The 24190-nt window shown below is 58.5% G+C and carries 18 protein-coding genes and 2 pseudogenes; 14 read left to right on the top strand and 6 right to left on the bottom strand.

Annotation, left to right across the window (positions count from 1 at the left end; all coding sequences use genetic code 11):
• The first annotated feature begins 123 nt into the window (after positions 1-123).
• The 4 genes and pseudogenes from GKKCFE_RS14705 (at position 124) to GKKCFE_RS14690 (ending at position 4743) form a co-directional block, all read left to right on the top strand.
• Complete coding sequence (locus GKKCFE_RS14705) at positions 124-723, top strand: histidine phosphatase family protein (RefSeq protein ID WP_139049693.1); 600 nt, start codon at positions 124-126, stop codon at positions 721-723.
• Positions 717-1031 (top strand): annotated as a pseudogene (locus GKKCFE_RS14700) (transposase); the annotation flags it as partial. The gene GKKCFE_RS14705 and the pseudogene GKKCFE_RS14700, both read left to right, overlap by 7 nt.
• A 628-nt stretch (positions 1032-1659) precedes the next feature.
• Positions 1660-3351 (top strand): Hsp70 family protein, encoded by a 1692-nt coding sequence (locus tag GKKCFE_RS14695; protein ID WP_445576715.1) that lies wholly within the window; start codon positions 1660-1662, stop codon positions 3349-3351.
• Positions 3352-3357: 6 nt separating this feature from the next.
• A complete protein-coding gene (locus GKKCFE_RS14690; protein WP_445576714.1) occupies positions 3358-4743 on the top strand; it encodes a J domain-containing protein in 1386 nt (461 codons plus the stop codon).
• A gap of 256 nt (positions 4744-4999) precedes the next feature.
• Here the strand turns inward: GKKCFE_RS14690 and GKKCFE_RS14685 are convergent, their stop codons facing one another.
• The 6 genes and pseudogenes from GKKCFE_RS14685 to GKKCFE_RS14660 form a co-directional block, all read right to left on the bottom strand.
• Positions 5000-6052 (bottom strand): alpha/beta hydrolase family protein, encoded by a 1053-nt coding sequence (locus GKKCFE_RS14685; protein ID WP_445576713.1) that lies wholly within the window; start codon positions 6050-6052, stop codon positions 5000-5002.
• Positions 6053-6267: 215 nt separating this feature from the next.
• Positions 6268-6555 (bottom strand): annotated as a pseudogene (locus GKKCFE_RS14680) (transposase); the annotation flags it as partial.
• Between the two features lie 257 nt (positions 6556-6812).
• A complete protein-coding gene (locus GKKCFE_RS14675; RefSeq protein ID WP_445576712.1) occupies positions 6813-9203 on the bottom strand; it encodes a TonB-dependent siderophore receptor in 2391 nt (796 codons plus the stop codon).
• Between the two features lie 118 nt (positions 9204-9321).
• Positions 9322-10302, bottom strand: a complete 981-nt coding sequence (locus tag GKKCFE_RS14670) for a FecR domain-containing protein (protein ID WP_445576711.1) — start codon at positions 10300-10302, stop codon at positions 9322-9324.
• Positions 10289-10804, bottom strand: coding sequence for a sigma-70 family RNA polymerase sigma factor (locus tag GKKCFE_RS14665; protein ID WP_445578046.1), 516 nt, complete (start codon positions 10802-10804; stop codon positions 10289-10291). Before GKKCFE_RS14665 ends, GKKCFE_RS14670 begins: the two co-directional genes overlap by 14 nt.
• Positions 10805-11035: 231 nt before the next feature.
• Positions 11036-12004, bottom strand: a complete 969-nt coding sequence (locus GKKCFE_RS14660; protein ID WP_445576710.1) for a cupin domain-containing protein — start codon at positions 12002-12004, stop codon at positions 11036-11038.
• 102 nt (positions 12005-12106) lie between these two features.
• Between GKKCFE_RS14660 and GKKCFE_RS14655 the strand changes: the two genes are divergently transcribed.
• The 10 genes from GKKCFE_RS14655 (at position 12107) to GKKCFE_RS14610 (ending at position 24186) form a co-directional block, all read left to right on the top strand.
• Entirely contained in the window at positions 12107-13357 is a 1251-nt protein-coding gene (locus tag GKKCFE_RS14655; RefSeq protein ID WP_445576709.1) for an MFS transporter, read from the top strand.
• Between the two features lie 47 nt (positions 13358-13404).
• The gene (locus GKKCFE_RS14650) at positions 13405-13599 is read left to right on the top strand and encodes a hypothetical protein (protein ID WP_047229710.1); all 195 of its coding nucleotides are present in this window, start codon (positions 13405-13407) and stop codon (positions 13597-13599) included.
• Positions 13600-14405: 806 nt separating this feature from the next.
• Positions 14406-17762, top strand: a complete 3357-nt coding sequence (locus GKKCFE_RS14645; protein ID WP_047229709.1) for a type III effector HrpK domain-containing protein — start codon at positions 14406-14408, stop codon at positions 17760-17762.
• Positions 17763-18354: 592 nt separating this feature from the next.
• A complete protein-coding gene (locus tag GKKCFE_RS14640; RefSeq protein WP_163006721.1) occupies positions 18355-18516 on the top strand; it encodes a hypothetical protein in 162 nt (53 codons plus the stop codon).
• 126 nt (positions 18517-18642) lie between these two features.
• Positions 18643-19587, top strand: a complete 945-nt coding sequence (locus GKKCFE_RS14635) for a SctD/MshK family protein (protein ID WP_047229708.1) — start codon at positions 18643-18645, stop codon at positions 19585-19587.
• Positions 19584-19946 carry a hypothetical protein gene (locus GKKCFE_RS14630; protein WP_047229707.1) on the top strand — a complete coding sequence of 121 codons (363 nt, stop codon included), beginning with the start codon at positions 19584-19586 and terminating at the stop codon, positions 19944-19946. Before GKKCFE_RS14635 ends, GKKCFE_RS14630 begins: the two co-directional genes overlap by 4 nt.
• Positions 19943-20278, top strand: coding sequence for a tetratricopeptide repeat protein (locus tag GKKCFE_RS14625; RefSeq protein WP_047229706.1), 336 nt, complete (start codon positions 19943-19945; stop codon positions 20276-20278). Before GKKCFE_RS14630 ends, GKKCFE_RS14625 begins: the two co-directional genes overlap by 4 nt.
• The gene (gene sctV, locus GKKCFE_RS14620; RefSeq protein WP_445578045.1) at positions 20275-22413 is read left to right on the top strand and encodes a type III secretion system export apparatus subunit SctV; all 2139 of its coding nucleotides are present in this window, start codon (positions 20275-20277) and stop codon (positions 22411-22413) included. Before GKKCFE_RS14625 ends, sctV begins: the two co-directional genes overlap by 4 nt.
• Complete coding sequence (locus tag GKKCFE_RS14615) at positions 22413-23747, top strand: type II and III secretion system protein family protein (RefSeq protein WP_047229704.1); 1335 nt, start codon at positions 22413-22415, stop codon at positions 23745-23747. Before sctV ends, GKKCFE_RS14615 begins: the two co-directional genes overlap by 1 nt.
• A 13-nt stretch (positions 23748-23760) precedes the next feature.
• Positions 23761-24186, top strand: coding sequence for a hypothetical protein (locus tag GKKCFE_RS14610; RefSeq protein WP_047229703.1), 426 nt, complete (start codon positions 23761-23763; stop codon positions 24184-24186).
• The last annotated feature ends 4 nt before the right edge of the window (positions 24187-24190 follow it).

The following is a 24190-nucleotide window of genomic DNA, read 5'->3' as shown; positions in this document are numbered from 1 at the left end:
CGTATTGCTGTGCGCCGTTTTTCCTCTCGCGCTGACCCTGGCCGAAGCGAAGTCCCCTCACACGTGGGATACACCGTTCTTGTTCATGGTCGGCAATGCCATTGTCACCGGTGTCTATTTACTATGATTTATTTGATACGCCATGCCACCCCCCTGATCGACTACGGACGCTGCGGTGCTGTCTCGGCCAAAGTGCTGCTGGATGAGTACAACCAGACTTCGTCGATCGACGAGGCCGAAATTGCCGACTTCCTGAGCCGTGCGGAGTTGTCCGGGCCGCTGATGACGCCAGGGCTGAACATCATTTCATCGCCGATCAATCGAGCCTATGCCACGGCCTGCCGGCTGTTCGATGCCGGACGTATCCGGCAAGACAACCGATTGAAGGAGTTCGACCTGCGGCTGGGTCGCGTGCCTTTGTTGAAGATGGGCTTGAGGCAATGGTTTGCCTTGCATCGCGTGCTATGGCTGATGGGTATTTCGTTGGGGGCCGCATCCCGAAGATCGGAACACCTGCGTGCCGTGGGGGTGGCCGATGAGCTTTATACCGCGTGCACTACGACCGGGGAGACCACGGTCGTGGTCTCCCACGGTATGTTCCTGAGGACCGTGCGCAAGACGCTGCAAAGACAGGGCATGCAGTTCCGTACGGTGTATCGCTCGGGGTGTTTTACGGTTGAGGCTTTGGCGCCAGGAAAAGGACCCGCCGCGAGCGTTTGCTGATCGAGATGGATCAGGTGGTGCCCTGGAAAGGCCCGATTGCATTGATTGAACCGCACTATCCGAAGGGCGAAGGCAGTCGTACGGCCTATCCGTTGACGATCATTCATGCACCGAGTTCGACCAAGAACAAGGACGGTAAACGTGATCCCGAAATGCATAAGACAAAGAAAGGAAACCAATACTATTTCGGAATGAAGTCGCACATTGGCGTGGATGCCGACTCCGGTTTGGTCCACGGCCTGATCGGCACGGCGGCCGATGTCGCGGATGTCACCCAGGTTGATCGGCTGCTCGATGAAGGCGCTGTCGGCCTAAAAAATGCTGATTTTGGCCCGTCCTAGAGGCTGTAAAAGCCGCACTGATGTGCTCCAGGTCACAACCGATGCGACAGGCAGCATCGATCGGGCAATCCCTCAGCCAACGAGTGTCGATAATCCAAGAGGATGAGGTCGTGAGCGTTTTTACACACTCTGGGCCGATAGCAGCCAATTGTGAGTTGACCTGTGAGCAGGGGGAAGGAGTAGCAGCCAGCAGGCGATTTTTGGGTTAGGGCTCGTCTCGAATTGGTCCTTTGCAATTGATACTTAGCGCGGGCTTTTGACTGTTCCTAGGGCCGGTTTACATGCCGGCGTGAGTGGATGAGGTGATTACTGCGCAGGGTTTGTATAAGGTCGTCGCGATTTTGGGTACCAACACGCGGGAGCATGTTGGCGATTGCTCGCAACGTGGTGAGGATTAGTGTCTGGTATCGCTGGCGTACTTGATTGATGTTGGCTATGTTCTCCGATCCCGCAAAAGGTATTGCGGACGGGTTAAAGCCACCTTTAGCTCTGCCGATAACTCCGACCGTGAATCCGTAACCGCGTCCAGTGTAATGTCTGGGCCTACGACCAAGTTCCGCTGCTGGGCGGTCGCCTCATTTAAGGAAAAGTGACTGTGATCATAGGTATCGACCTGGGCACTACCAACAGCTTAGTGGCTGCTTGGGATGGCGAAAGCGCCAGGCTACTCCCTAATGCCTTGGGCAATCTTCTCACACCCAGCGTGGTTGGCCTCGACGACCACGGCCAACTGATCGTCGGGGAAATTGCCCGCGAACGGCTGCATACCCACCCGCACCTCACTACGTCTCTATTCAAGCGTTATATGGGCAGCGCCCGTGAAACGTTACTGAGCGGGCGCGCTTACCGTGCGGAAGAACTCTCGGCGATGTTGCTACGCAGCCTCAAGGCCGATGCCGAGCGTGCATTAGGCGAACCTGTTCACGAAGCGGTGATCAGCGTACCTGCGTATTTCAGCGACGCTCAGCGCAAGGCCACTCGTATTGCTGGTGAGTTGGCCGGACTGAAGATCGAAAAGCTAATCAACGAACCTACTGCAGCAGCCTTGGCCTATGGCCTTCAAGAGCGAAACGAAACGACCTTCCTGGTGTTCGATCTCGGTGGTGGCACCTTCGATGTGTCCATCTTGGAGCTGTTCGAGGGCGTCATGGAAGTGCGCGCCAGCGCGGGGGACAACTTTCTTGGGGGGGAAGATTTCGATGACCGGCTCGTGGAGCATTTCATCGCCAGAATCGGTGTCGCTGATCTTCCCGACACAACCCACCCCGCCATAGCACAGCGGTTGCGGCGCGAGGCTCAGCGGGTTCGTCATGCATTGGGGCAAGCGCAAGTCGCCCACTTTATCCTTCGCGAGCAAACGCGGGAGTGGAGTCTGGAACTGACCCAGAGTGACCTGGCGGACATTGTCCAGCCTTTGTTGGAGCGCCTGCGCACGCCGATCGAACGTGCGCTGCGCGATGCCCGGATCAAGGTCGCGGATCTGGACGAAATATTGTTGGTGGGCGGCACCACGCGCATGCCCCTGGTACGTAAGTTGGTCGCGACTCTGTTCGGGCGAATTCCGGCAATGCAACTCAACCCGGACGAGGTTGTTGCGCAGGGAGCGGCCATCCAGGCGGCGCTGCAGGCGCGCCATGCTTCCCTCGAGGAAGTGGTTCTTACCGATGTATGCCCCTATACCTTGGGGATCGAGACCGTAGTACAGCTAGGCACCGATTACCAAAGCGGTCACTACCTGCCAATCATCGAGCGCAACACTGTGGTGCCCGTGAGCCGTTCCCGTGACGTGTCGACCGTCAGCGATAACCAGAAGGTGGTCAGGCTGGGTATCTACCAGGGCGAAAGCCGGTTGGTGGCCAACAACATTTTCCTCGGTGAACTGGAAATTCCCGTACCACCACGCAAGGCCGGCGAGGTCACGCTGGACGTACGCTTTACCTACGACAATAACGGTTTGCTCGAAGCCCAGGTGCATTTGCCCATCAATGGCGAAACCCGCCGGCTGGTTATCGAGAACAATCCTGGCGTACTGGCTCCCGAGGAAATCGCGCAACGGCTGGCCGCCCTCGAAGCGCTGAAAGTGCACCCGCGCGACCAGCAGATCAATACCCTGCTGCTGGCTCGATTGGACCGCCTTTATCAAGAAAGCCTTGGCGATGGCCGGCAGTACATCGCCGGGCTGGCGAACCATTTTCAGCAAGTGCTCGATACCCAGGATGAACACCGGATCCGTAAAGCCCGTGGCGATGTTATCCAGCGCCTTGCTCATTTCGAGCAAGAGGGGTAAGCCGTCATGAGTCATTGGCAAGTGCTGGGCCTCACCCCGGACGCGGACGAGCGCAGCATCAAACGCGCCTATGCACGGCTGCTCAGAATCCACCGCCCAGACGAAAACCCCAATGAGTTCCAGCGCCTTCGTGAAGCCTATGAAGCCTCGTTGGCCGAGGCGCGCTGGCGTGCGCAGGCCGGAAGGAAAGTCGTTTACGCCCCGTCAGCCGTAAGCGCGTCAACTCCCGAGCGCTACCAGCCGGCGGAAGATCCCACGCTGGTCATCCACAGAGAGCGCGTCGATATTCCAACTACCGCCAGCCCACCGGAACCGTCCCTGGGCCAGATGCAGCAGTGGTTGACTGAGGGCAAAGATCGTCAAGTAATGGACGCGCTACGCCTCTGGCTGGCCAGCGACTGGCTATTGCCGTTCGAGCGCCGGCAGCAGTTCGAGCAGAACATATTGGATTGGCTCGAATCCGCAGAGGGATGGTCGCCAGCCTTCTTCGATGGGGTGTGCCAAGTGATGGGCTGGGACGAAACCCAGGGCAACCTACCCTGCGAGTACTGGCGCTGGGATCGCCTGATCCGGCAGTGCGAGGCACAAGCCTTGTCAGAGACCGTACTCAGTGATTTGGCCAAGTTCGACGACGATAAAATCCACGGGCAGGCAGCCGCTATGCTGTTCAAGCCCATGACTGACGGCCGTCGTCGTGAAATGGCCGACGGCTTTAGCGCCCTGGACTGGCAACGTTTTGCAGAGCTCGGCCAAGCCATCGAATATCAATATCCTGAAGTGCCCCAGCGTCTTGGGTTGCAACCACTCGACAACTGGCGGGATTGGTTACCGCCCACTAGCTATCGAGGGGTCTACCTATTCCTGTGGTTGGCGCTGTCTGCAATTCTTGTCGCTTCGGGGACTATCGGGCCGAAAAAGAACGATGTGCTGGGCGTGGTGGTTTTAATGCCGCTGATGATGTTGTTCGTGAATTGGATCGGCATGAAGGCATACCACGTTTGGGCTATGGTAGCTGTGGTAGCGGGCCGCCTGGATGTGCTGATCAGTCGATGGTTACTCCCGCGCCGCTGGTACCGGCGAGGCGCTGGGCTCCTATTGCTGCGCCACGTACTCCCCAGCGCAGTGCCCGCAGCCCTGGCATGCTTATGGTCCAGTGATGTCCTGTGGCTGCGGTGGGCAAGCCCAGTGGTGGTGTTCCTCGGTACGATCTACTTCACGAATGGCGCACTGAGCGGCGGCAGGGCTTCAATGTGGACTCGAGCATTACGAGCGCTAAAACTGAGGATCGGACGGTTGCCTTGGCACCTGTTGAAACGCGAGGGCCTTCTAGCTGTGATTGCAGTGGCGGTGATGGCTGCCACAGTCTATTTCCGTATGAAAGCTGTTGTTTAGGACGGCACGCGCAGTGGCTGACTGATTGTATTCGATTGCTACCCGCCAAGCGCAGTTCTGATCAATCACAGTCGACCGTATGAGTAAGTAATTTGCGACGAAGTGCCGTGTAGAGGCGGGCCACACGCACGCTGAGGGTCTGCTTTTGGCCGAGGCTGTGTAGAAACGTTTTGATCGTAATAGGTGGCTGGATTCGACACAAAAATTGGCTCCTACGCAAATTTCAGGTCTGCTGAGTTGCCGAGTGCCAGCAATCCTAGAACTCCACTTTGTTGTTCGCGGACTGCGTCAGAAACTCGGTGATCAGTGACGTAACCTGCTGTTGAATTACCTCGCGCGGGCGAGCATTGTCGCCATCCCCGCAAATGATCCCATCGCCAGGAATGTCCTCTTCGAGCAATGCCACTGCAACTGGTTTGCAAATCGGCAAGAAGCTGAAATGGCTGGCGTCACTGATCTCGACATAGCGGCTGGACGCTTGGGGCAGGCGTGTGGCCAGGTTGGCGGACTCCAACTGAGCAGGCAGTTCCACCGATGGTGCACCGGCAGCGATAACCAGCACCGGCACCGGCAGTGCCGCAAGGCTCTCATCAGTCATCCCGCGCGAGAGTCCCAGGTCCAAAGAAACCACAGCGGTGACCCGTTGATCGCGCAAATCGCCGGCCAGACCAGCCTTTAATACCGGAGTACCCTCCGAGTTGATCTTTTGATAAATGGTACAACTGGATAACTGCGGATGGAGTTCGCAGTCACGGGCAAATAGGGCTGGGTCGAAACGAGCGCCGGCGATCTCCATTGCAGTCCAGCCGCCTAGTGAATGGCCTATTACAGCAATTTGATGCTTTGTGGTCACGCCAAATTTTTCAGGTTGAGTGGTGACCGCCTCAATGGCCCGATGCAGGTCAATGGGCCGCTGCCATAACTGCGCGGCCGCTTGCGGGCTTCGATCATGGGTCGTGGTGCCGGGGTGGTTGACCGCTGCGACAATGTAACCTTTATGGGCCAATGCACTCGCCAACCAGTTCTGATTGTTCCAATTGCCTCTGAATCCATGGGAGAGCACCACCAATGGGTGCTCGCCAGCAGAGGGCGGCGCGTTGCGAACCGCAGAAGCACCGACAAACACCACATTGTCGCCGATCAACTGTGGGGTGGCGGTCGTTGTGCTGGGATACCAGACGACCATCTCCAGCGGACGCTCATTGCGTGGGTCCGGTAGGGTGTAGGATTGGAAGCCGACAGAGTTGACGTCAGCGAGAGCGCTGGTCGTCAGACACGTTAAAAGCAGGGCGCCGAGAGCTGTTTTCAATGGGTTGTCGTCCTTGATTTAGACAGGGGTTCAGAACTTGGAACCCACCGATAGCGTGCATCACATCTCGCAAATTATAGAAATCCTGCGCCGTGAGCAGTTGAGTCTGCTCCGACATTAAAGCCGATACTCCGCCTAACATGCATAGTTTTCGTTATCTGCATTGACCGGTCAGCAGGCGAGCTTTTAGGGCAAGTCCGAAGGGCCGCTATTGGTAGCCACATCAGCTCGACGTTGCGTTGGGCTTCTGGTTCAAGACACCGGCTCGATGGAATGCGGTTCAGATAACCGTAGATGTGGATCTTCAGCAGGATTGCGGGATGGTAAGCCGGCCGGCCAGTATCAGGCGGTATGGCGCCCTCGAAACCCAGTTTGATCGGGTCGAGTTCGTCGACAAAGACATCGACTACGCGCACCGGATTGGTATCGCTGACGTAATCGTCGAGGCTCTCCGGAAGGAAGGTACCTTGGCCTCGATGTTCACCTTGGATAAAGCGCTTCATGAGCGGTCCCTGCGATGAAATCCTCAGAAGTCATAGCAAGGGTTTGCGAAAGCGTTTTTACACACTCTGGGCCGAAAGCAGATGCTCGAAAACAGGTTGATGTTATCTCGCGCTACTGGCGCTTAGTTAACAGCTGGCGCGTAACGATGAAAATCGAACGCCCTTGTTTTTCATCTCGCACAATGATGGCCAAGTTGACGGTGCCCGCCGTATAGCGGGCACCGCTTCCTATATGGGGAAAAGGCTTAAACGCCTGCTTACCAGCTGTAACTCACCTTGGCGGTAATCTCGCGACCCGGGTTGTAGAAGTTCGCTGTGCCGGAACCGACCACGTGCTGCTCATCCAGCAGGTTGCTGACGTTCACCGCAAGGTCGGTGCCCTTGGCGATCTCGTAGTTGAAGGCGGCGTCGAACAGCGTAGTGCCATCGCTTTTGCCGGAGTTGGCTGCATCGAAGTAGTAAGAGCCGACATAGCGCGCACCCAAGCCAACGCTGACATCAGTGCCAGGCACGTCGTAATAACTCCACAGCGAAGCGGAATGCTTGGGTGCCGTGGTGAACTCATTACCCTTCAGGGAGCTGCCGTCGTACAACGAACCGCGCAGTACCTCGGACTCCATATAGGAGTAGCCACCAATCAGGCTGAGGTTCCGCGTCACCTGCGCCTTGGCCTCCAGGTCGAGGCCACGCGCCCGCGATTCGCCCACCGTTTGTTGTTCAATGATGCCGCTCGGCAGCACCACGGCGATGGTGACGTTTTCCTGGGTCAAGTCATAAACGGCTGCGGAGAACAGTGCGTCCATCCCCATCGGCGCATACTTCACGCCCACTTCGTACTGCCTGCCCGTCTGCGGTGTTACGCCAACCTGAGGCGGCGAGACGGATTCCACCATGCTCACATAGGTGGACACCTCATCGTTGACGATGTAGGTCAACGCACCTCGGTAGGAGGTTTCGGAGAAGTTGTCTTTCTCAGTGGATTGCAAGCCTTTGCTGGTAAGGTCCATCGAGTCGTTGCGCATACCCCCGGTGACGATGAAACGCTCGTAGAACGATAGGTTCTGCTGGAGGAACACGGCCTTGGTGGTCGCGTCTCGCTTGTTGACGGCATACGGCGTGATTGAGCGTGGAACGCCAGTAAACACGGGATTTGCAATGTCAATCGGGGTCGTCAGGGCGTAGACCGAGCTTTCCTTGGTGGTCGAATCGAGGTACTCCACGCCCACCAGGCTACTGCTGTCGATGTTCTCGAAGCGGGCATCGTATTGCAGCATCAGATTGCCGTTGAACTGGTCGGCCTCACTGTCCGTTCCAAACAGATACCGGTCAACGCTAGTACCGACACGTGCGGCGCTGTCGCTGATGTAAACGTAGCCAAAATCATCGGTCAATTTGCTGTAACGCAGGTTGCTGCGCAGTACGAAGCCGTTGTCGAAGTCATGGGTGACGTTACCGCTGAGGCTGGTGCGCTCGACATCGTGAAAGTTGTAGCTGGGCTCACCATAAAACTTGCTGCGGTCGTATTCCTTGTCCAGCGGATAGCCGCCACTGTTGGGCGAACTTTCAGTTTTCAGATAGTCCAGAATCACGGTGGCTGATGTGTAATCCGTGGGTGCCCAGGTGAGGCCACCCATCACCAACCGATTGTCGTCCTGTGAGTGATCGTACTCGCGGTCGCTGTTTTGACCTTTGGCAGTAAAGCGGCCAGCCAAGGTTTTCTCGTCGTTCAGCGCATCCCCCACATCGATGCCTGTCTCGACATGGTCAAACGAACCGTAGGTCACATAGCCTTGGCCAAACTGCTCGAAGCGCGGCTGTTTGGTCACGAAATTCACCGAACCGCCCGGGTCCGCTGGGCCAAACAGCGTGGAGTTGGCGCCACGCAGAATCTCTATGCGTTCATAGGCGAATGGATCTTCGCGTACGCCGCGCATCGAACTCAGGGTCAAGCCGTCACGGTAGGTAGTAGCCTGGAAGCCCCGGATCTGGAAATAGTCGTTGCGGTCATCCGTACCATAGAAGTCACTGACCACGCCCGGCGTGTATTGCAGCGCCTCTTCCGTGGTACTGACGCTGCGTTGCTCCATTTCCTTGTTGGTAACAACCGACACCGAGGCCGGTGTATTGAGAATGCTGGTTGCCACCTTGCCGCCAACCCAGAGCTCCTTGGCGACCACCGAGTTGGCGTCGTCGTCGGCACTGACCCTGACCTTGGCATTGATGATGAGGGGGGCAAGGCGGTAGTCCTCGACGTCTGTTGCGTCGAGCTCCAGCGGGCCGGCGGGCTTTGGTTGAGGGAACAGTAGATAGGCATTCGGACCTTGCTGTTCGATTTGCAATTCGCTCCCCTGCAGCAACGATGACAGCGCTGCCGACGTATCGAGCGTGCCATTCACGCCAGCAGTGGTGCGGTTCACTACACTCGACGCGTCGAAGGAAAGACTGATGCCAGCTTCGCGCGCAAAGCGGTCAAGCGCCGGTGCCAGTGGGCCGGCAGCGATGTTCCACTGTTTCACTTGATTGCTGTGGTCAGCGCTCGACGTTTGCGCCAGCGATGGCAATGCGTAGCTGCTTACGATCAAACCCAAAATCGCACCGTGCAAGGCACGATTTAATGGATGGCGCTGTGAAACAGGGGACGAACTCATTTTCTCGCTCCAAGAAAGGACATCGGCAGACTGGCCTGTATTCCGGCCTTCCTTAGAGGTCGAACGAGAATGAGAAGCTACCTCATTATTTTTCAGGTAGCACAAAGTTATGATGGGCTCAGGTGGCAGCGGTCACGGTCACCCAATAACGGGTCCGATAATCAATGTGCAAGTGCAGTGACTGCGCGATCAATGCCAGGACCTGATCGTTGTCGGCGAGCTGGAAGGTGCCGGAAACGCGACGATCAGCGACCTCTTCGGCGCAGCGCAGTACCCCGGGGCGATAACGCGACAACTCCGCGATGAAATCATTGAGGCGCATATTGCGCGCACTGATCACCCCGTCACCCCAGCTCCATAGATCAAGGCCGTTGTCCCTGAACATTCGGGCGCCACTTGATGTGAACAGCAGGTGATTTCCTGCCTGGACGCTGCGGCTCGCAGGAGTTTGACCGGAGCCGGGGAAAACCGTGACTGATCCTTCCTGAGCCGCGACCAGAGTGCCATCGTCCAGCTCGCGTGCCAGAAAGCGGGAACTCTGGGCGCGGATGAGCCCGTCACGTGATTGCACCCAGAACGGTCGTGCTCGAGGCGAGTGTTGATCCGCGCCGACATTCACGATGATTTCCCCACGTCGCAGGATTATCAGGCGTCGCTGGGCGTCGAAATCGCTGTCGACGGCGCTATCGCTGTTGAGCTGGATAAGGCTGCCATCATCGAGTTGGAAGCGTCGTTGCTCGCCGGTACTACTGCGCTGCTGCGCAAGCATGGCGGGTACGGGTGTATAGTCCCGGCCGAGCCAGGCTGCAGCGCCAACAGTCGCCAATATGCCCAGTAGCTTCAGGCTTTCCCGCCGCCGCATTCCATGATTGGTGCCATTAAGGGTTTGTCGGGCCAATTGAGCTGGCACGCCTGCGAATTCATCCCCAAGCGTTTCCACACGCTGCCACGCCACCACATGCTCCGGGTGCTGCTGCAGCCAGTGCTCAAAAGTGCGCTGTGTCTGTTCATCGGCTTGATTGAAGCGAAGGCGCACCAGCCATTGGATTGCCTGCTCAACAATGGCCGGATTGAGCGCCTGCGGCTCACGCCTCGACATAACGCAAGCGATAGCAGTGTTGCAGGGCCGTGGCCAGGTCGCGTTCCACCGTCGCGCGGGAAACACCCAGCTTTTCGGCTATTTGCGCGCAGGTTAGACCGTCGAGTCGGGCAAATAAAAATGCCTGGCGAACTCTTGGTTTAAGCATACCGAGCATGCGGTCTATGCGATCGAGCGCATCAAGAATCATCAGCCGGCTTTCTTCCGAGGGAACCTCATGTTGAGGCAGCAACGTGATGCTTTCCAAGTACGCACGTTCGAGTTCGCGACGACGATACTGATCAATCATCAGTCCGCGGGCGATACTGCTCAAATAGGCGCGTGGTTCGCGCAAGGGGCTGGACTGACGGGATTTGAGCAGACGTACGAAGGTGTCCTGCGCCAAATCTGCAGCGTTGTCGCGACATCCAATGCGTCGGATTAGCCAGCCGTGTAACCACGAGTGGTGGGTTCGATAGAGCAGCCCTAGATCTGCAGTACCTAGTGTTTCATCGCTACGCATCGGAATCCCGGCAAATACATGATTGATAATTAATCGCATTCTACTCACGCGGTAGGCCTTAGGCAAATACGTGGTGCTCAGTGTCCGCTTTTGGGTGAAGGCGATCATTCTGTAGAGGCTGCGAGTGAAAGAATGCATCCAGCGTTTAGGAGATTTGAACGCTAGTCACCGAGCACTTTGAATTTCAAAGTACTTTTATTCCGCCGGCTCCTCCACGACTCCCGCTCGGCTTCAGGAAACAGCGGACCGCCTCGACTGACGACTTAATCCAGGCGTCTTGCCCGTAATGCGCTTGAATGCGCGACTGAACGCGGCCTGAGAGGTATAGCCCAAGCGCTGCGCCACCTCTTCAATCGGCAGCCTTTCGAGCGTCAACCACTGGCTCGCAAGCCGCATCCGCAACTCAGTCACATAACGCAGTGGGGCCATGCCAATAGTCGCCTGGAAACGGTCTGCGAAGACCGAGCGAGAGGTATTGCATTGCTCCGCCAACTGCGCAACGGTCCAGTCGCGTCCCGGTTGTTGATGGAGCGCGAGAAGCGCGCTTGCCAAGCGTGGGTCGCGTAATGCAGCGACCAGGCCAGAGGCATTACCGCAGGCGCACTCCACCCAACCGCGAACGACCATGGCGGCCACCACATCGGCCAAACGCGCGAGGATACCGGCGAAGCCGACACGGGCGGCGCTGACCTCGCGTTCCATGGTGGTCAGGATAGGCACGAGACCGGGGTAACGCTGGCCGCCGGCATCAATCAGCATCAGGCCCGGCATCAGCCTGCCAAGGCCATGAATACTGCCCAGTTCAAACTCCATGCAGCCACTGAACAAAATGGTGGTCGGCGTGGCGCTGGCATCGGTTCCGGTATCCACCGCGCTGACCGTATCACCGAGGGGGGCGCCGTCTAAACGGTCGATGTCCTGAACAGGCACGTCCGTATGGGAAAGCAGTTGATGGGCTGCGCCATGGGAGATGAATACGGCGTTGCCGGCAGACAGCGCGTACGTTGTCCCGTCCTCCATCCGCAGCACTGCATTACCGACCGCCAAGAAGTGAAACCAGGCATGCCCAGGCTTGTCGGCGAAGCCCAGGCCGAAGGCTGGACCGGCTTGGATACGCCGGTACTCGACGCCACGCAGACGCATGCCGCGCAACAGTTCGTTGATGAGATCTGAGGAGAGGGCAAACTGATCGGTAGGCATCGTTTCGGTGTTTTAGTCAAAAAATCGAGGTTTTCGATCATAGATCATCCAGATTCTCGCGCCTAGACTGCGGGTCGCAATGAAGATTGGGAGATCCGTGCAATGACTGACTGTGTTTGTAATGCCATATCCAACAACCGTCCCGGCGCCGCGCTGGATATGGAACCTGCGGCCCCTGCGTGGATGGCAGTCTTCTCGTTGGCAATGGGCGTGTTTGGATTGCTCACCGCTGAGTACCTGCCGGCCAGCCTGCTGACGCCGATGGCTACCGATCTGGGGGTGTCCGAAGCGCTGGCTGGCCAGGCGGTAACGGTGACAGCGGTGGTGGCACTGTTCGCTGGCTTGTTGGTGCCAGGCCTGACCCGCGGTATCGACCGCCGCTGGGTGCTGCTGGGTTTTTCCACGTTGATGATCGCATCCAATCTTTTGGTCGCCGTTTCCTCCAGTTTTGCGGTGCTATTGGTAATGCGTATCTTGCTGGGCATTGCCCTTGGCGGGTTCTGGAGCATGGCGGCAGCGGTGGCGATGCGCTTGGTTCCGGGGGCTTTGTTGCCCCGAGCGCTCTCGATCATTTTCAGCGGCATTGCCGTCGGGACGGTGGTTGCGGTCCCGCTGGGCAGCTACTTAGGCGGCCTATATGGCTGGCGCAGCGCGTTCTTTGCAGCGGCGGCGGTAGGTCTGGTGACCCTGGCTTTCCAGTCGTTCACGCTGCCGCGCCTTGCGCCGCGCACGCCGGCACGCCTGCGCACCGTACTTGAGGTGCTGCAGCGCCCGGGCATCGCCATGGGGATGTTCGGTTGTGTGCTGGTGCACAGCGGTCACTTCGCGATGTTCACCTATGTTCGGCCATTCCTCGAGGGTACTACCGGCATCGGTCCGCAAGGGCTGTCGCTGATGCTGCTGGGTTTCGGTGTGGCGAACTTCGGCGGCACGCTGTTGGCCGGGTGGCTGCTTGAGCGTCACCCGCTGGCCACTCTGGTGTTGATGCCCGCACTGGTGGGCGTTGCAGCACTGGCGTTGGTGCTGTTGCCGGCCTCGGTGCCGGGGCAGGCGGTGCTGCTGGCGATCTGGGGCCTGGCTTTTGGCGGTGTGCCGGTGGCGTGGTCGAACTGGGTGGCCAGCGCAATACCTGATCAAGCGGAAAGCGCCGGGGGCATGGTAGTGGCTTCTGTGCAGTCGGCCATCGCAACGGGCGCAGCCGCTGGCGGTGCGATGTTCAGCCTCGGTGGCAGCGCAGGCGTATTCGTAGCGGCGGCCGTGCTGATGCTGCTGGCCGCGTTGCTGATTGCGTTGCGTGTCCGGGTCCCTTCTGCCCATGGCAGTGCCCAGGCCGGGCAAGCGCTGCACCTTTGATCCGGCTCCCCAGCCGCCCCCGTTCCATCCGTAACCCGGAGATAGACATGAACAATACGACGTCTCACCAAGGACGCCTGAAATCCTTGCGCGCGGCAGGTATAGGCAATGCGCTCGAGTGGTTCGACTGGACGCTTTACGCAACCGCCACGTGCGAATGGGTGCATGGGCTTATGCAGGCAGACATTTACACCGTGATGATCACAAAAAACGTGCTCGATCGTTTCTTGCGCAATACGTAGAAGGTTCGCCGATGTCCATGATAGGCGGTTGATGCTTTGGAATAACGTCAAGCTGCGATGCTCTAGGATTTCTCCGTGCATCACCAAGCATGCTTGGCACTTGGTTAGGCGGCGTAGTACGGCTTGAACGCGTCCAGCAGCGAAGTGAAGTCGGCTCAAATCACTGAGCTGACTACCGTTGCCAAGACCGAGTTGGATTCGTCTAAGCAGCGTCCGCAGAACTGATTAAATGCTATCGGTCAGCCTGGCCCCTGCTGGCTGATCCCCTGCCTACCGTCCGCCTCCCTTTCGAGCGCATTCTGCCCTGACCAACAGCCCTGCAAAGGATGGGGGCGCACGCTCTATTGGAACACCATCAATGGCGGTTTTTGTCAGTGCTAAGTCAAGGTTATACGTAACGAAGTCTGGTCTTCAGGCAAGTATTACATTGCAAGATACACGCAGGATATTGGCGGCATTGCATCTGGATGAGTGCGAGGGCAGGGGCTTATAAGTTTAATGCGAACGCTGAATAACTGATCTTAAGTAGGGGGGAGCCAATAATTATAAGATAGTGGTGTGCCGAGGCGGCATATTGATATCAATTTAAAAGTGCAGTGAAAGCGTCATGTAAACTTAATGTGAGCGTTTTTTCATGCTGTAACACTCTCCCGTGATACTCCTTTGATGATGCTGGTGTATGCAGAGCTAATCATCCAGTTAATATCAAACTAATGGCACCTCTAAGCAGGCGTGTTTTTGCTGGCTGATCTGCTGCAGTTGTTCAGCCTCTGCGCTTGTCCATACCCTAGAAAAAGGAGTCTTTCATGTCCGTTCAAGATGTCAGTTTTGTAGGCATAACTTCTAAGCCGCAAGACCCTAAACTTGCCGAAGCCTGGGACCAGGCGATCAAGCAGGCCAAGGACGCGGGCATTGAATGGGAGCGGCCAAAAGGCGACGACCGCTCGGCCCAGGACATCATTAACGACACGCCGGTGCTCAAGAACCTGGGTAACCAGAGCGATGTGAAGGATAACCTCAAGGACCGTGTCGGCGATTTTGAGACTGACCCCGATGCGGCCTACCGTGCCAAGCAGGTGCTGGAGCACGTGGAAAAATATGATGAAGGTGGTGAACGGATCGCCAGCAAGGACATCGATAACGGCCGGGTCGACGGCTTCACAAAGGGCGGCGACGCCAAGCATGGCACTGAGGCGGGTCGCCTGCAGGACTTTGGCCGGCAAGGGTTCTCGCACCTCAAAGGCGAGCTCAAGGATCTGTCCAAGCCCGGCGATGATCCCAAGGTACGCGAACAAGCCGAGGCCTTGGGCATCAAGTGGGAGCGCCCTGAAGGCGATGATCGCTCCGCGCAGGACATCATCGATGGCAATGCCTTGCTCAAGAACCTCGGCAATCAGAGCAGTGTCAGGGACATGCTCAAGGAGCAGGTCGGCGATTTCGAAAATGATCCGGACGCCGCTTATCGGGCGACCCAGGTGCTCGAGCATATCGAGACCCTCAATGGCGAAGGAGGCAAGATTGCTGGCAAGGACGTAGGCAACGGTCGTGTCGATGGTTTCACCAAGAGCGGTGAAGCGAAGCATGACACCGAAGCCGGTCGCCTGCAGGACTTCGGCAAGATGGGGTTTTCTGCCCTCAAGGGTGAAATCAAGGACTCGTCGTCGGCGGGCGACAACAAGGAAGCCCGCGAGCAGGCGGAAAAGGTTGGCATCGTCTGGAAGCGTCCGGAAGAGGATAAGCGCTCGGCCCAAGACATCATTGAAGACAACCCGCTGCTCAAGAACCTGGGCAACCAGAGTGGCGTCAAGGACATGCTCAAGGACCAGGTCGGCGATTACGAGAACGACGCCGACGCCGCCTACCGGGCTGCGCAGGTCTTGGATCGCATCACGATGTTCGATGACAAGGGCAATGCCCAGTCCGGTGGTGATGTGTTCAACAGCAGCGTGGACGGTTTCACCAAAAGTGGCGAAGCCAAGCACGGCACCGAGGCGGGGCGGCTGCAGGACTTCGGCAAGGGAGGCTTTTCGACTCTGCCGGAACTCAAGAAAACCGATGATATCGCCAGCTACAAGGATTACCTCAAAACCAACAAAGATGCCGATCCGGCGTCGCAGCAGATCGCCAAGTACGCAGCGATCCTCGATGAAAACTTTGAGGCGATCAAGGGCAAGACCGGTGCGGGCAAGTACCTGACTGCTGATGACATCAAGGAGTACAGGAACCAGAATTCACAGCTGAGCGAGGAGACCAAGCAGGCACTGGATTTCTGGTCTCAGCCAGGTGCGTTCAAGGTCATCGATAACGCCAAGAACCCACTGGACAAGAATCCTGATGGTGAACTGAGCAGGGGTGATGTCCAGGGTTGGCTCAAGAGTGCCAACGTGCCCAAGGATGCGACCTCCGTGACCGCACTGCTTTCTGGTATCGCTGGCAACAATGCCTTGGCCAGGGTCGATACCGCAGGCTTGAACAAGGACGTGTTCGATCACCCGGAGAAATACTCGGCAGAGGAAAAAGCCGCTGTTCTTCAGGATCTCAAGGCCGCCCAGCAGTTGATCATCCAGGGCAGCGCCGCCGGGATGTGGAGGGATGACAAGTCGCAGGTCACGATTGCCAATAAGGTGCGCAGCCATCCCGATGCCCAGAAGCTGTTGGACGATGTCAACAAGCACATTGGTATCTTGGAAAGTGACCCTGCGGTCAGTCAATACATGAGCGAGCACGGCTCCAGTGAGCTGACCAAGCTGGTGGACGATAACAAGGGGCTCAAGGAGTCCCTGCAAAAAACCTACGATGACGAAATCAAGTCCGGCAAGTCACTCGATACCCTGTGGGAGACTAAGTCCAAGGATGGCAAGACGACTCACACGGAAATTCTTGCCGAGTTCTTCGGTACCGCGCAGACCCTCCAGGGCGCGCTGGGCATCAATAATGCCGGTGAGATCCAGGCCGCCGTCAAAGGCTCCAAGGCGAATGCGGAGTTGGAAAGCTTTTACGAGAAGTCGCTGGCTTCAGGCGATCGCCTGAATGAGTTGCTCAAGGAGCATACCCCTGACGAAGCCATGAGTGCCTTCAGCCTTGAAGTCGCGCTTTACAACTCGGCGCTGGACCCCGAGTTCACCGGCAAGTTCGACACACAGCTCAACGATAACTTCACCAGGATCGCCAAGGACAATGCCTTCAAGGATGCGTCCTTCGACGACATGAAGGCGGCCTTCGGCGTCAATGGCGGAAGTGAGCTGGACGAGGAGAAGGTCAAGAAAATCATTGAGCAGATCAGCAAGGAAAACCCGCAGATGCTGGTCAATGCCGACGGCACCGTCGCCACGCCAGACCAGATCCTTGCTAACTTCAGGGGCGACTGGGACCTGCTTCGCCAAGGCACCAAGACCCTGGATGCGTTGGATGTATTCAGCAAAGACTCCTCGATCAAGGACGCTGCCAACAAAGGCGTCCTACACGGTGTGAGTGGGCTGTTCATGGCCGGCGTTACCATCGCCAAAGGCGCCAACAACGCCGGTAAGCTGACCGAGCGGCAGATCGTCGACATTGCCACCGGCTCAGTGCAGGCCGCCACGCTTCTGGCTGAAGGGGGCCTGAAAAACTATCAGGATTACCTCAAGGATGTGAAAGGCAAGCTGACAGGTGATCGGCTCGGCGATCTGGGCAAAAAGCTGGACGATCCGCTCAAAAGCGTGACTGCCAACCTCAAGGGTATGGAAAACGCGGCTAAGGGGATCGGTGGCATTGCCGCTATCACTGCCGGTGCCTACGGCATCTTCGATGGCGTCAAGGCGCTCAGGAAAGGCGATACGGTATCCGGTGGCATGAATATCACGGCCGGTTCGCTGGGGATCATGGCGGGCTTGGCTTCGGTGGCTGAGGTGGGCGCCAGCGCGATGAGCGTTTCGGCGATTGCCGCTTCGCGTATCTCGATGATAGCCGGTGGCCTGGGCTTCGCGGCGGCGGGTGTGGCCGCGCTGGCACTGCTCGTCCCGGGCTTGATCGAGGAAGGCAAGCAGGAGACCCGGGTGGGCAAATTCTCGGATGCCTTGAGCGATTACCTGACCCAGTACGAAATCGACGGTGTGCCGCAAGGCGATATCTGGGATATCCCTTACGAGGAGTGGCCGGGCGAAGATAGCACCATCGCTTCATGACGCCGGGCCAGTCGACCGCTGATGCGGCATGACGTGTGGAATAACCCCCGGGCGATTGCCTCAAGGCATCGCTCGGGGCAATCAGGGCACTGGCGAGTGTGCGCGTGTAAAAGACCGGTGCTATCCGGGCAGTAAAACGTAACTGAATTTGTGTGAAGTTGATTGCAACTGGCCATCAATGCTGAGTTGCGTGGTGTTTACTCGGAAAAAGTTCCGTAGATATTTATTTTATTTGATCTCGAGCTTTGAATGTCGGTGTAAGCGCTGTTTATGCCGTCTGCGCAAAGCCTGTAAGTAGTTGTTCGCCAGAGGTGTCAGGTGGCGTACTGATTTGAGCGGTGGTGCGGTTTAGCCTAATTAATGCAGGGCTTGCGACAGTCTCTGCACGCCCTGATCTAACTTTCCTCTGCCAAGCAAAATATTCCCCAAGTGTGATGCAGTTCTTGTTTTTCATTCGGCCAATATAGTGAGGGGGGCTGAGATTAAAACACGTGTTAGACGTTGAACTGTAATGTTTGGCCCTTACTCTTCGCTTGGCAACATTAGTTGGCCGCTTGGCGGCTCAAATATTTCTTACGTTAGGAGAAACAACATGAGCACAACTCCCCCAGTAAGTTCCGGCAATGCTGACTCGGCTATCGCTAAGATGGAAGCCACCTTCAACATGGCGATCGAGAAATCGGCCAAGATCACCGAGCTGTCCACGGCCAAGAAAGCTGAGCTCGACGCTACCAAACAACGGCCTCAGAACTGATGCCGTCATGCAGGCAGCCCGACGGCTGCCTGCATGCTTGTTGGTTGCGGTGCTAAATCTGGAAAACGACAGCTTCACCTGTGCCTCACGGGTGCCTCTCCGCATGCCTTATTCCGGTAATACACCATGACAGCCCTGACTTTTTTCGCCACGACTCCAGTCGTCGCGGCCACGGACAAGGCTCTGCCAGTGCTGAGTATCACCCACGGTTTACATCAGGGGGTTTGCCTGTCCCTGGAGAAGCCCGCCTACCTGCTTGGCAGCGCCGCCAGTGCTGATCTGCTGCTCAGCGACGCAGGCATTGTCGAGCGTCATGTGGCGCTACGTTTCACCGACGGCCAAGTGGCCGTTGAGGCAATGGGCGGCGATGTGTTCGTGCGTGGTCCCCATGCCCGGGAAATTCTGATTCCCACAGGCAAGGGGCATCGAGCGCACTTGCCCGTGGATATCCGCATCGGCAAGGCCCGCCTGACCCTCAGCCACGGCACCGCGAGCCTGGAGCCGATAGCGGCTGCGATCACATCGCCCCCCCAGCACAAGACACGGTGGTTCATCGCGTTGCTGCTGATGTTCCTGTGCGTGGGCGCTTTTGCTTTTCGGGACGAGTCGGTTTCGCCGTTGGCGTTGAGTACCGCCGACAAGGTCGCTCTACCGACCGTGCACCCTGAATCGACGAACACCGTCGCGCAGGCCAGGGCTTGGCTCGAGCAGCAGCTTGGCACGTTGGGCCTGCGCCACATCAAGGTCGGCGAAATCGATGGTCAGCTCAGTGCCCATGGTTTTTATGGCCCGACCCAGAAGAGCCAGTGGCTGGGTCTGCAGCAAGCCTTCGATAGCCGCTTTGGCCAGAAGGTAATGTTGCTTCCCGAGGTGGTGGCACGTAAAGAAATCGCCAAGCCTCGCGTGCGTTTTCAAGCGGTGTGGTTCGGCGATAACCCTTACGTGATCAACGACAACGGTGAACGCCTGTATCCGGGGGCCGCCCTGACCGATAACTGGATGCTCGAACGCATCGAGAACCATGAGGTGGTTCTCGCCCGCGGTGAAGAAAGGTTCACGTTAACCTTATGAGAATTGATCCTGGTGCTCCCTTACCGGCAACCGCCGAAAGAACCCCTGCGGTAGAAAGCCTTCAGCCGGCCAAGGCGCGCCAGGATGGACGCTTCGATGCGGTGCTGGGCAAGCGCGCGGTGTCGGCACGTCGTTCGCTGCGTGCCGACATTGAACAGTCGGGCATCGTTGAGGGCATGACCGCAGAGTTGTTCGGCAGTCGCCGCTCGATGGAGATTCTCGAATACGTCTTGGACAACGTGATCCCCACCCTCGATGCGGAGCCCGAGATCAAAGCGTTGGCCCATGAGCTCATCAGCGAAGAAATCGACCTGCGTCGTTTACTCGAAGAACAACGTGCCCAGGTGATCGAGTCATGAATCGCCAAGAGCAGGACTGCGTCGATCTGCTCAAGGGCATGGGTGAGCTCTATCGCCGTAGTGGCCAGTCGCAGCGTGCCTTGGTGCTGCTGTTGATCGCCGTCCAGATGACGCCCGCCGACACTGCGCTGCTGCGCAATCTGGTCATGGCCTTTACCGACAGCGGCCAGGCCGAGCGTGCCCTGTCGGCGCTGGATCGCCTGCTCGAACTGGAAGGCGAGTCCAGCGGCCTGTTGCTGTTGCGCAGTCGTGCGCTGTGGAGCGGTGGCCGCAAAGATGAGGCGCGTCAGTGCTTCAAACGTTATCTGACCGCCCGCAGAGCCGCGCAATAATGTTCCTCGACCGCCTCAACGCATTGGCCCGCATGGCCGCCCAGCGCAGTGACGTGATCGTTGTCGCCTTCATGCTGATGGCCATCGTGATGATGATCATTCCACTGCCCACCTGGTTGGTGGATACGCTAATCGGCCTGAACATCTCGCTGAGCATCCTGATCCTCATCGTCGCCTTTTACATCAAGCACTCGGTGGAGTTCTCGGCGTTGCCGCCGTTGATTTTGCTAAGCACCTTGTTTCGCCTGTCCCTGTCGATCACCACCACGCGCCTGATTCTGCTCGATGGCAACGCCGGTCACATAGTCAAGGCGTTCGGAGATTTCGTCATCGCCGGCCAGGTCGTGGTCGGTCTGGTGGTATTTCTGATCATCACCGTGGCCCAGTTTGTGGTTATCACCAAAGGTGCCGAGCGCGTGGCCGAGGTCGCGGCGCGCTTCACTCTGGATGCGATGCCAGGCAAGCAGATGAGCATCGACAACGACTTGCGCAACGGTGATATCGATCAGCATGAAGCCCGCCGTCGACGCTCGCGTCTGGAGCGGGAAAGCCAGATGTTCGGCGCAATGGATGGCGCTATGAAATTCGTCAAGGGCGATGCGATTGCCAGCCTCGTTATTCTGGCGGTCAACCTGCTGGGTGGCATGATGATCGGCATGGTCGATCGCAATATGTCGTTTGCCGATGCGGCGCACACCTATTCGCTTCTGACCGTCGGTGACGGCCTGATCGCGCAGATCCCGGCGCTGTTGATCTCGGTCGCGGCCGGTATGGTGGTGACCCGGGTCAACAGTGGCACGACCGAAGGCAACCTGGGCAACGAAATCTTCCATCAGTTGGGATACAGCCCCCAGGCGTTGGGTTTGACCGCGTTTATCCTGCTGGGCGTGGCGTTGTTGCCGGGCTTTCCGGCCATCGTGTTCATCGGGCTGTCGGCCTTGCTGGGCGTTGCCGCGTTCATGATCTACCGCCGCGACAAAGCGCCCCGGGAAGAGGTGGTCGAAGGCGCCAGCGAAGTCGCGGCGCTCGAAGACGAACCGCTCGAACAATACGAAACCCTGGCTAAGCCACTGGACAGCCGCGTGCTGCTGAGCATTGGCCTGGCGCTGGCCCAGGCTGCGCCAGAACTGCCGTTGCGCCAGCGCATCGAAGCCTTGTGCCATGAGATTCGCGGCGACCTGGGGATCGACGTGCCGGTGCCGGACATCTACATCGACCGCAGCCTGCCCGCCAACGGCTTTTCGGTCGAACTCGAAGGCGTGCCCATCAGCGAGGGCGAGATACCGGTTGATTGCCTGATGCTCAAGGACGATCTGGTGCACGTTCAACTGTTGGAGATTCATGCGTTGGAGGCGCCGTCGCCGTTGCACAGTCGCCCGGCGCAATGGATTGAACGCACTCACCAGCCGCTGCTGGAGGAGGCCGGTATCGGTTTTCTCAGCGCCGCTGAAGTCCTGCGGGCCATCCTCGAGCGCAGTCTGCGCCGCAATGCCGCGACCTTTCTGGGCATTCAGGAAACCCGCAGGATGCTGGAGCGCATGGAAGCCAGCTATGACGAGTTGGTCAAGGAAGTCGCGCGCAGCGTGCCCTTGCAGCGTCTGGCTGAAACCCTGCGTTTGTTGGTCGCCGAGGGTGTATCGATTCGCAACCAGCGTGCCTTGCTCGAAGCCATGGTCGAGTGGGGCGCCCGCGAGCCGGATGCGGCGCGCCTGGCCGACCACTTGCGCGCCAGTCTGGCGCGGCAGATCAGCCATCAGTACGCCGACCGCAACCGGGTCATCACCGCCTTCGTGCTGACCCCCGCGGTGGAAGAACAATTGCGTGCTTACCTGCGCCGTGCCGATAACCCTCGCGAGTTGCTCAATGAGCATGCCAGCCGTTCATTGCTGATCCAGTTGCGTGCCGTTTGCAAGGACTTGGCCGAGGGGGATCGCACCGTCCTGTTGGTGCATCCCGAGTTACGTCGCAGCCTGCGTCGACTGGTGGTGCGGGGCGAGCTGGAGCTGGCGGTGCTGTCATTCCGTGAGCTGGCCGGCGAATACAACCTGCAGGCCATCGGTTCCATCAGCCTGACTGAAACGACCGGCCGCCGGACAGCCGACGGCGCTTCCCTTACTTCAATGGCGACTGCTTGATGATGTGTTTTGCGCTGTTTCGCGTCCCTGTCTATGTCGGCTTCTGGATCGCTGCCGCGTCATTTGTACTGCTGGCGCAACAGGCCAGCGCACAGTCCATCGCTCCGGGCAGCCGGGCCACGCTGGACCTGGCCCAGGGCGAAGGGCGGATCCTGCATTTCCAGGATCCGGTCGAGTCGGTGCTGGTCGCAGACCCTGGCATCGCCGATCTTCGGGTGGTTTCGCCTGGCGTGATCTACGTGTTCGGCAAGGCGCCCGGACAAACCAACCTGATTGCCTTGAGCGCCGAGGGTGAGGAACTGGCCAGCCTGAGCCTGGCGATCAACAGCGGCACCCAGGCCGTGACGCGGTCCATGAAAGACCTGCACCCCGCAAGCAATGTCCAGGTGAGCGGTGCCGGCAATCGCATGGTGGCCAAGGGAATGGTCCAGAGTGTCGGTGAAGCCACCGACCTCAACAGTCTGCTCAACACCGAAGGCCAGGGCTTGGGCTCGGCCCTCAACACGGCCTCCTACGTGGGCTCGGCCCAGGTGAACCTGCGGGTGCGCTTCGCCGAAGTCTCGCGCTCGGAGTTGCTGCGCTACGGCGTGAATTGGAATGCCCTTTTCAACAACGGTACCTTTTCCTTTGGCCTGTTGACGGGCGGTGCCCTGGCCTCCAGTGCGGCGTCTGGTGCCTCCAATGTGGTTAGCGCCGGGCTGACCTCGGGCAATGTCAACATCGATGCGATGCTTGAAGCATTGCAAAGTAACGGCATTCTGGAAATCCTCGCCGAACCCAACATCACCGCCATGACCGGCCAGACAGCCAGCTTCCTGGCCGGAGGCGAGGTCGCGGTGCCTGTTCCGGTCAACCGCGACACTGTCGGGATCGAATACAAACCCTATGGTGTTTCGCTGCTGTTCAACCCGACCCTGCTACCCAACGGGCGCATCGCCCTGCAAGTGCGCCCGGAAGTCAGCAGTCTGATGGGCTCCAGCACTGTGGACGTGAGCGGCTACCAGGTGCCCTCGTTCCGCGTGCGGCGTGCCGATACCCGCGTCGAGGTTGGCAGCGGCCAGACCTTCGCCATTGCCGGGTTGTTTCAGCGCGAGAGCACCCAGGACATCGAGAAAGTGCCGATGCTGGGCGAGATGCCCATCCTGGGCAATCTGTTTCGCTCCAAGCGCTTCCAGCGCAACGAAACCGAACTGGTGATTCTGATCACGCCGTACCTGGTGGAACCGGTTCGCACCCGCAGCGTGGCCACGCCGCTCGATGCTCAGCCCGAGGGCGCGACCCATGCGTCTGGTGGGCCGCGCAGCAGTGACATGTTCGGTTTCTACATCAATTGAGCCAGGAGCGAGCATGAACCCTAAATCGTCCCATCTGTCCCTGGTCGCTGTGGCGTTCGGCGCGCTCGTGCTGTTGACCGCATGCAACACCCAGCTTGAACCGGTGAGTTATTCACCGAACTACCAGGCGTTCACCCACGCCGATGGGCGGATTGAGTGGGTGCCGGTGGCTTGCTTAGAGCCGCCGGTCGAAGACAACTTCTATACCGATGATGCGCGTTACGTGCGCCGGCTGCCGCCCGGTTGTGCGAATAACCGGACGCTGCTGCAGATGGTGGAGCAGCGCTCGGATGTGATCGAGGGCCGGGCAACCGGCCCAACGATGGCCGCGCCGGTGGGCCGGGCGGCCCAGGTTTACATCGAAGGTTATGACCGTGAGGAGCTGCGTCGCCGGCTGGCCGAACAGCAGGCCAAGGCCGACAAGCAGGAGGGCCAATGAAACC

The sequence above is a fragment of the Pseudomonas sp. E141 genome (genome assembly GCF_052659885.1).
Note: the sequence above shows the minus strand (reverse complement) of the source record. Positions and strands in the feature narration are given on the sequence as shown.

Bases quoted from the DNA above. Each gene is read 5' to 3' on its own strand.
- GKKCFE_RS14630 (WP_047229707.1), top strand. From the start codon at position 19,584: ATGAGAATTGATCCTGGTGCTCCCTTACCGGCAACCGCCGAAAGAACC.
- GKKCFE_RS14675 (WP_445576712.1), bottom strand. From the start codon at position 9,203: ATGAGTTCGTCCCCTGTTTCACAGCGCCATCCATTAAATCGTGCCTTG.
- GKKCFE_RS14665 (WP_445578046.1), bottom strand. From the start codon at position 10,804: ATGCGTAGCGATGAAACACTAGGTACTGCAGATCTAGGGCTGCTCTAT.
- GKKCFE_RS14705 (WP_139049693.1), top strand. From the start codon at position 124: ATGATTTATTTGATACGCCATGCCACCCCCCTGATCGACTACGGACGC.
- GKKCFE_RS14625 (WP_047229706.1), top strand. From the start codon at position 19,943: ATGAATCGCCAAGAGCAGGACTGCGTCGATCTGCTCAAGGGCATGGGT.
- GKKCFE_RS14690 (WP_445576714.1), top strand. From the start codon at position 3,358: ATGAGTCATTGGCAAGTGCTGGGCCTCACCCCGGACGCGGACGAGCGC.
- GKKCFE_RS14635 (WP_047229708.1), top strand. From the start codon at position 18,643: ATGACAGCCCTGACTTTTTTCGCCACGACTCCAGTCGTCGCGGCCACG.
- GKKCFE_RS14670 (WP_445576711.1), bottom strand. From the start codon at position 10,302: ATGTCGAGGCGTGAGCCGCAGGCGCTCAATCCGGCCATTGTTGAGCAG.
- GKKCFE_RS14660 (WP_445576710.1), bottom strand. From the start codon at position 12,004: ATGCCTACCGATCAGTTTGCCCTCTCCTCAGATCTCATCAACGAACTG.
- GKKCFE_RS14610 (WP_047229703.1), top strand. From the start codon at position 23,761: ATGAACCCTAAATCGTCCCATCTGTCCCTGGTCGCTGTGGCGTTCGGC.
- GKKCFE_RS14615 (WP_047229704.1), top strand. From the start codon at position 22,413: ATGATGTGTTTTGCGCTGTTTCGCGTCCCTGTCTATGTCGGCTTCTGG.
- GKKCFE_RS14655 (WP_445576709.1), top strand. From the start codon at position 12,107: ATGACTGACTGTGTTTGTAATGCCATATCCAACAACCGTCCCGGCGCC.
- GKKCFE_RS14650 (WP_047229710.1), top strand. From the start codon at position 13,405: ATGAACAATACGACGTCTCACCAAGGACGCCTGAAATCCTTGCGCGCG.
- GKKCFE_RS14645 (WP_047229709.1), top strand. From the start codon at position 14,406: ATGTCCGTTCAAGATGTCAGTTTTGTAGGCATAACTTCTAAGCCGCAA.
- GKKCFE_RS14640 (WP_163006721.1), top strand. From the start codon at position 18,355: ATGAGCACAACTCCCCCAGTAAGTTCCGGCAATGCTGACTCGGCTATC.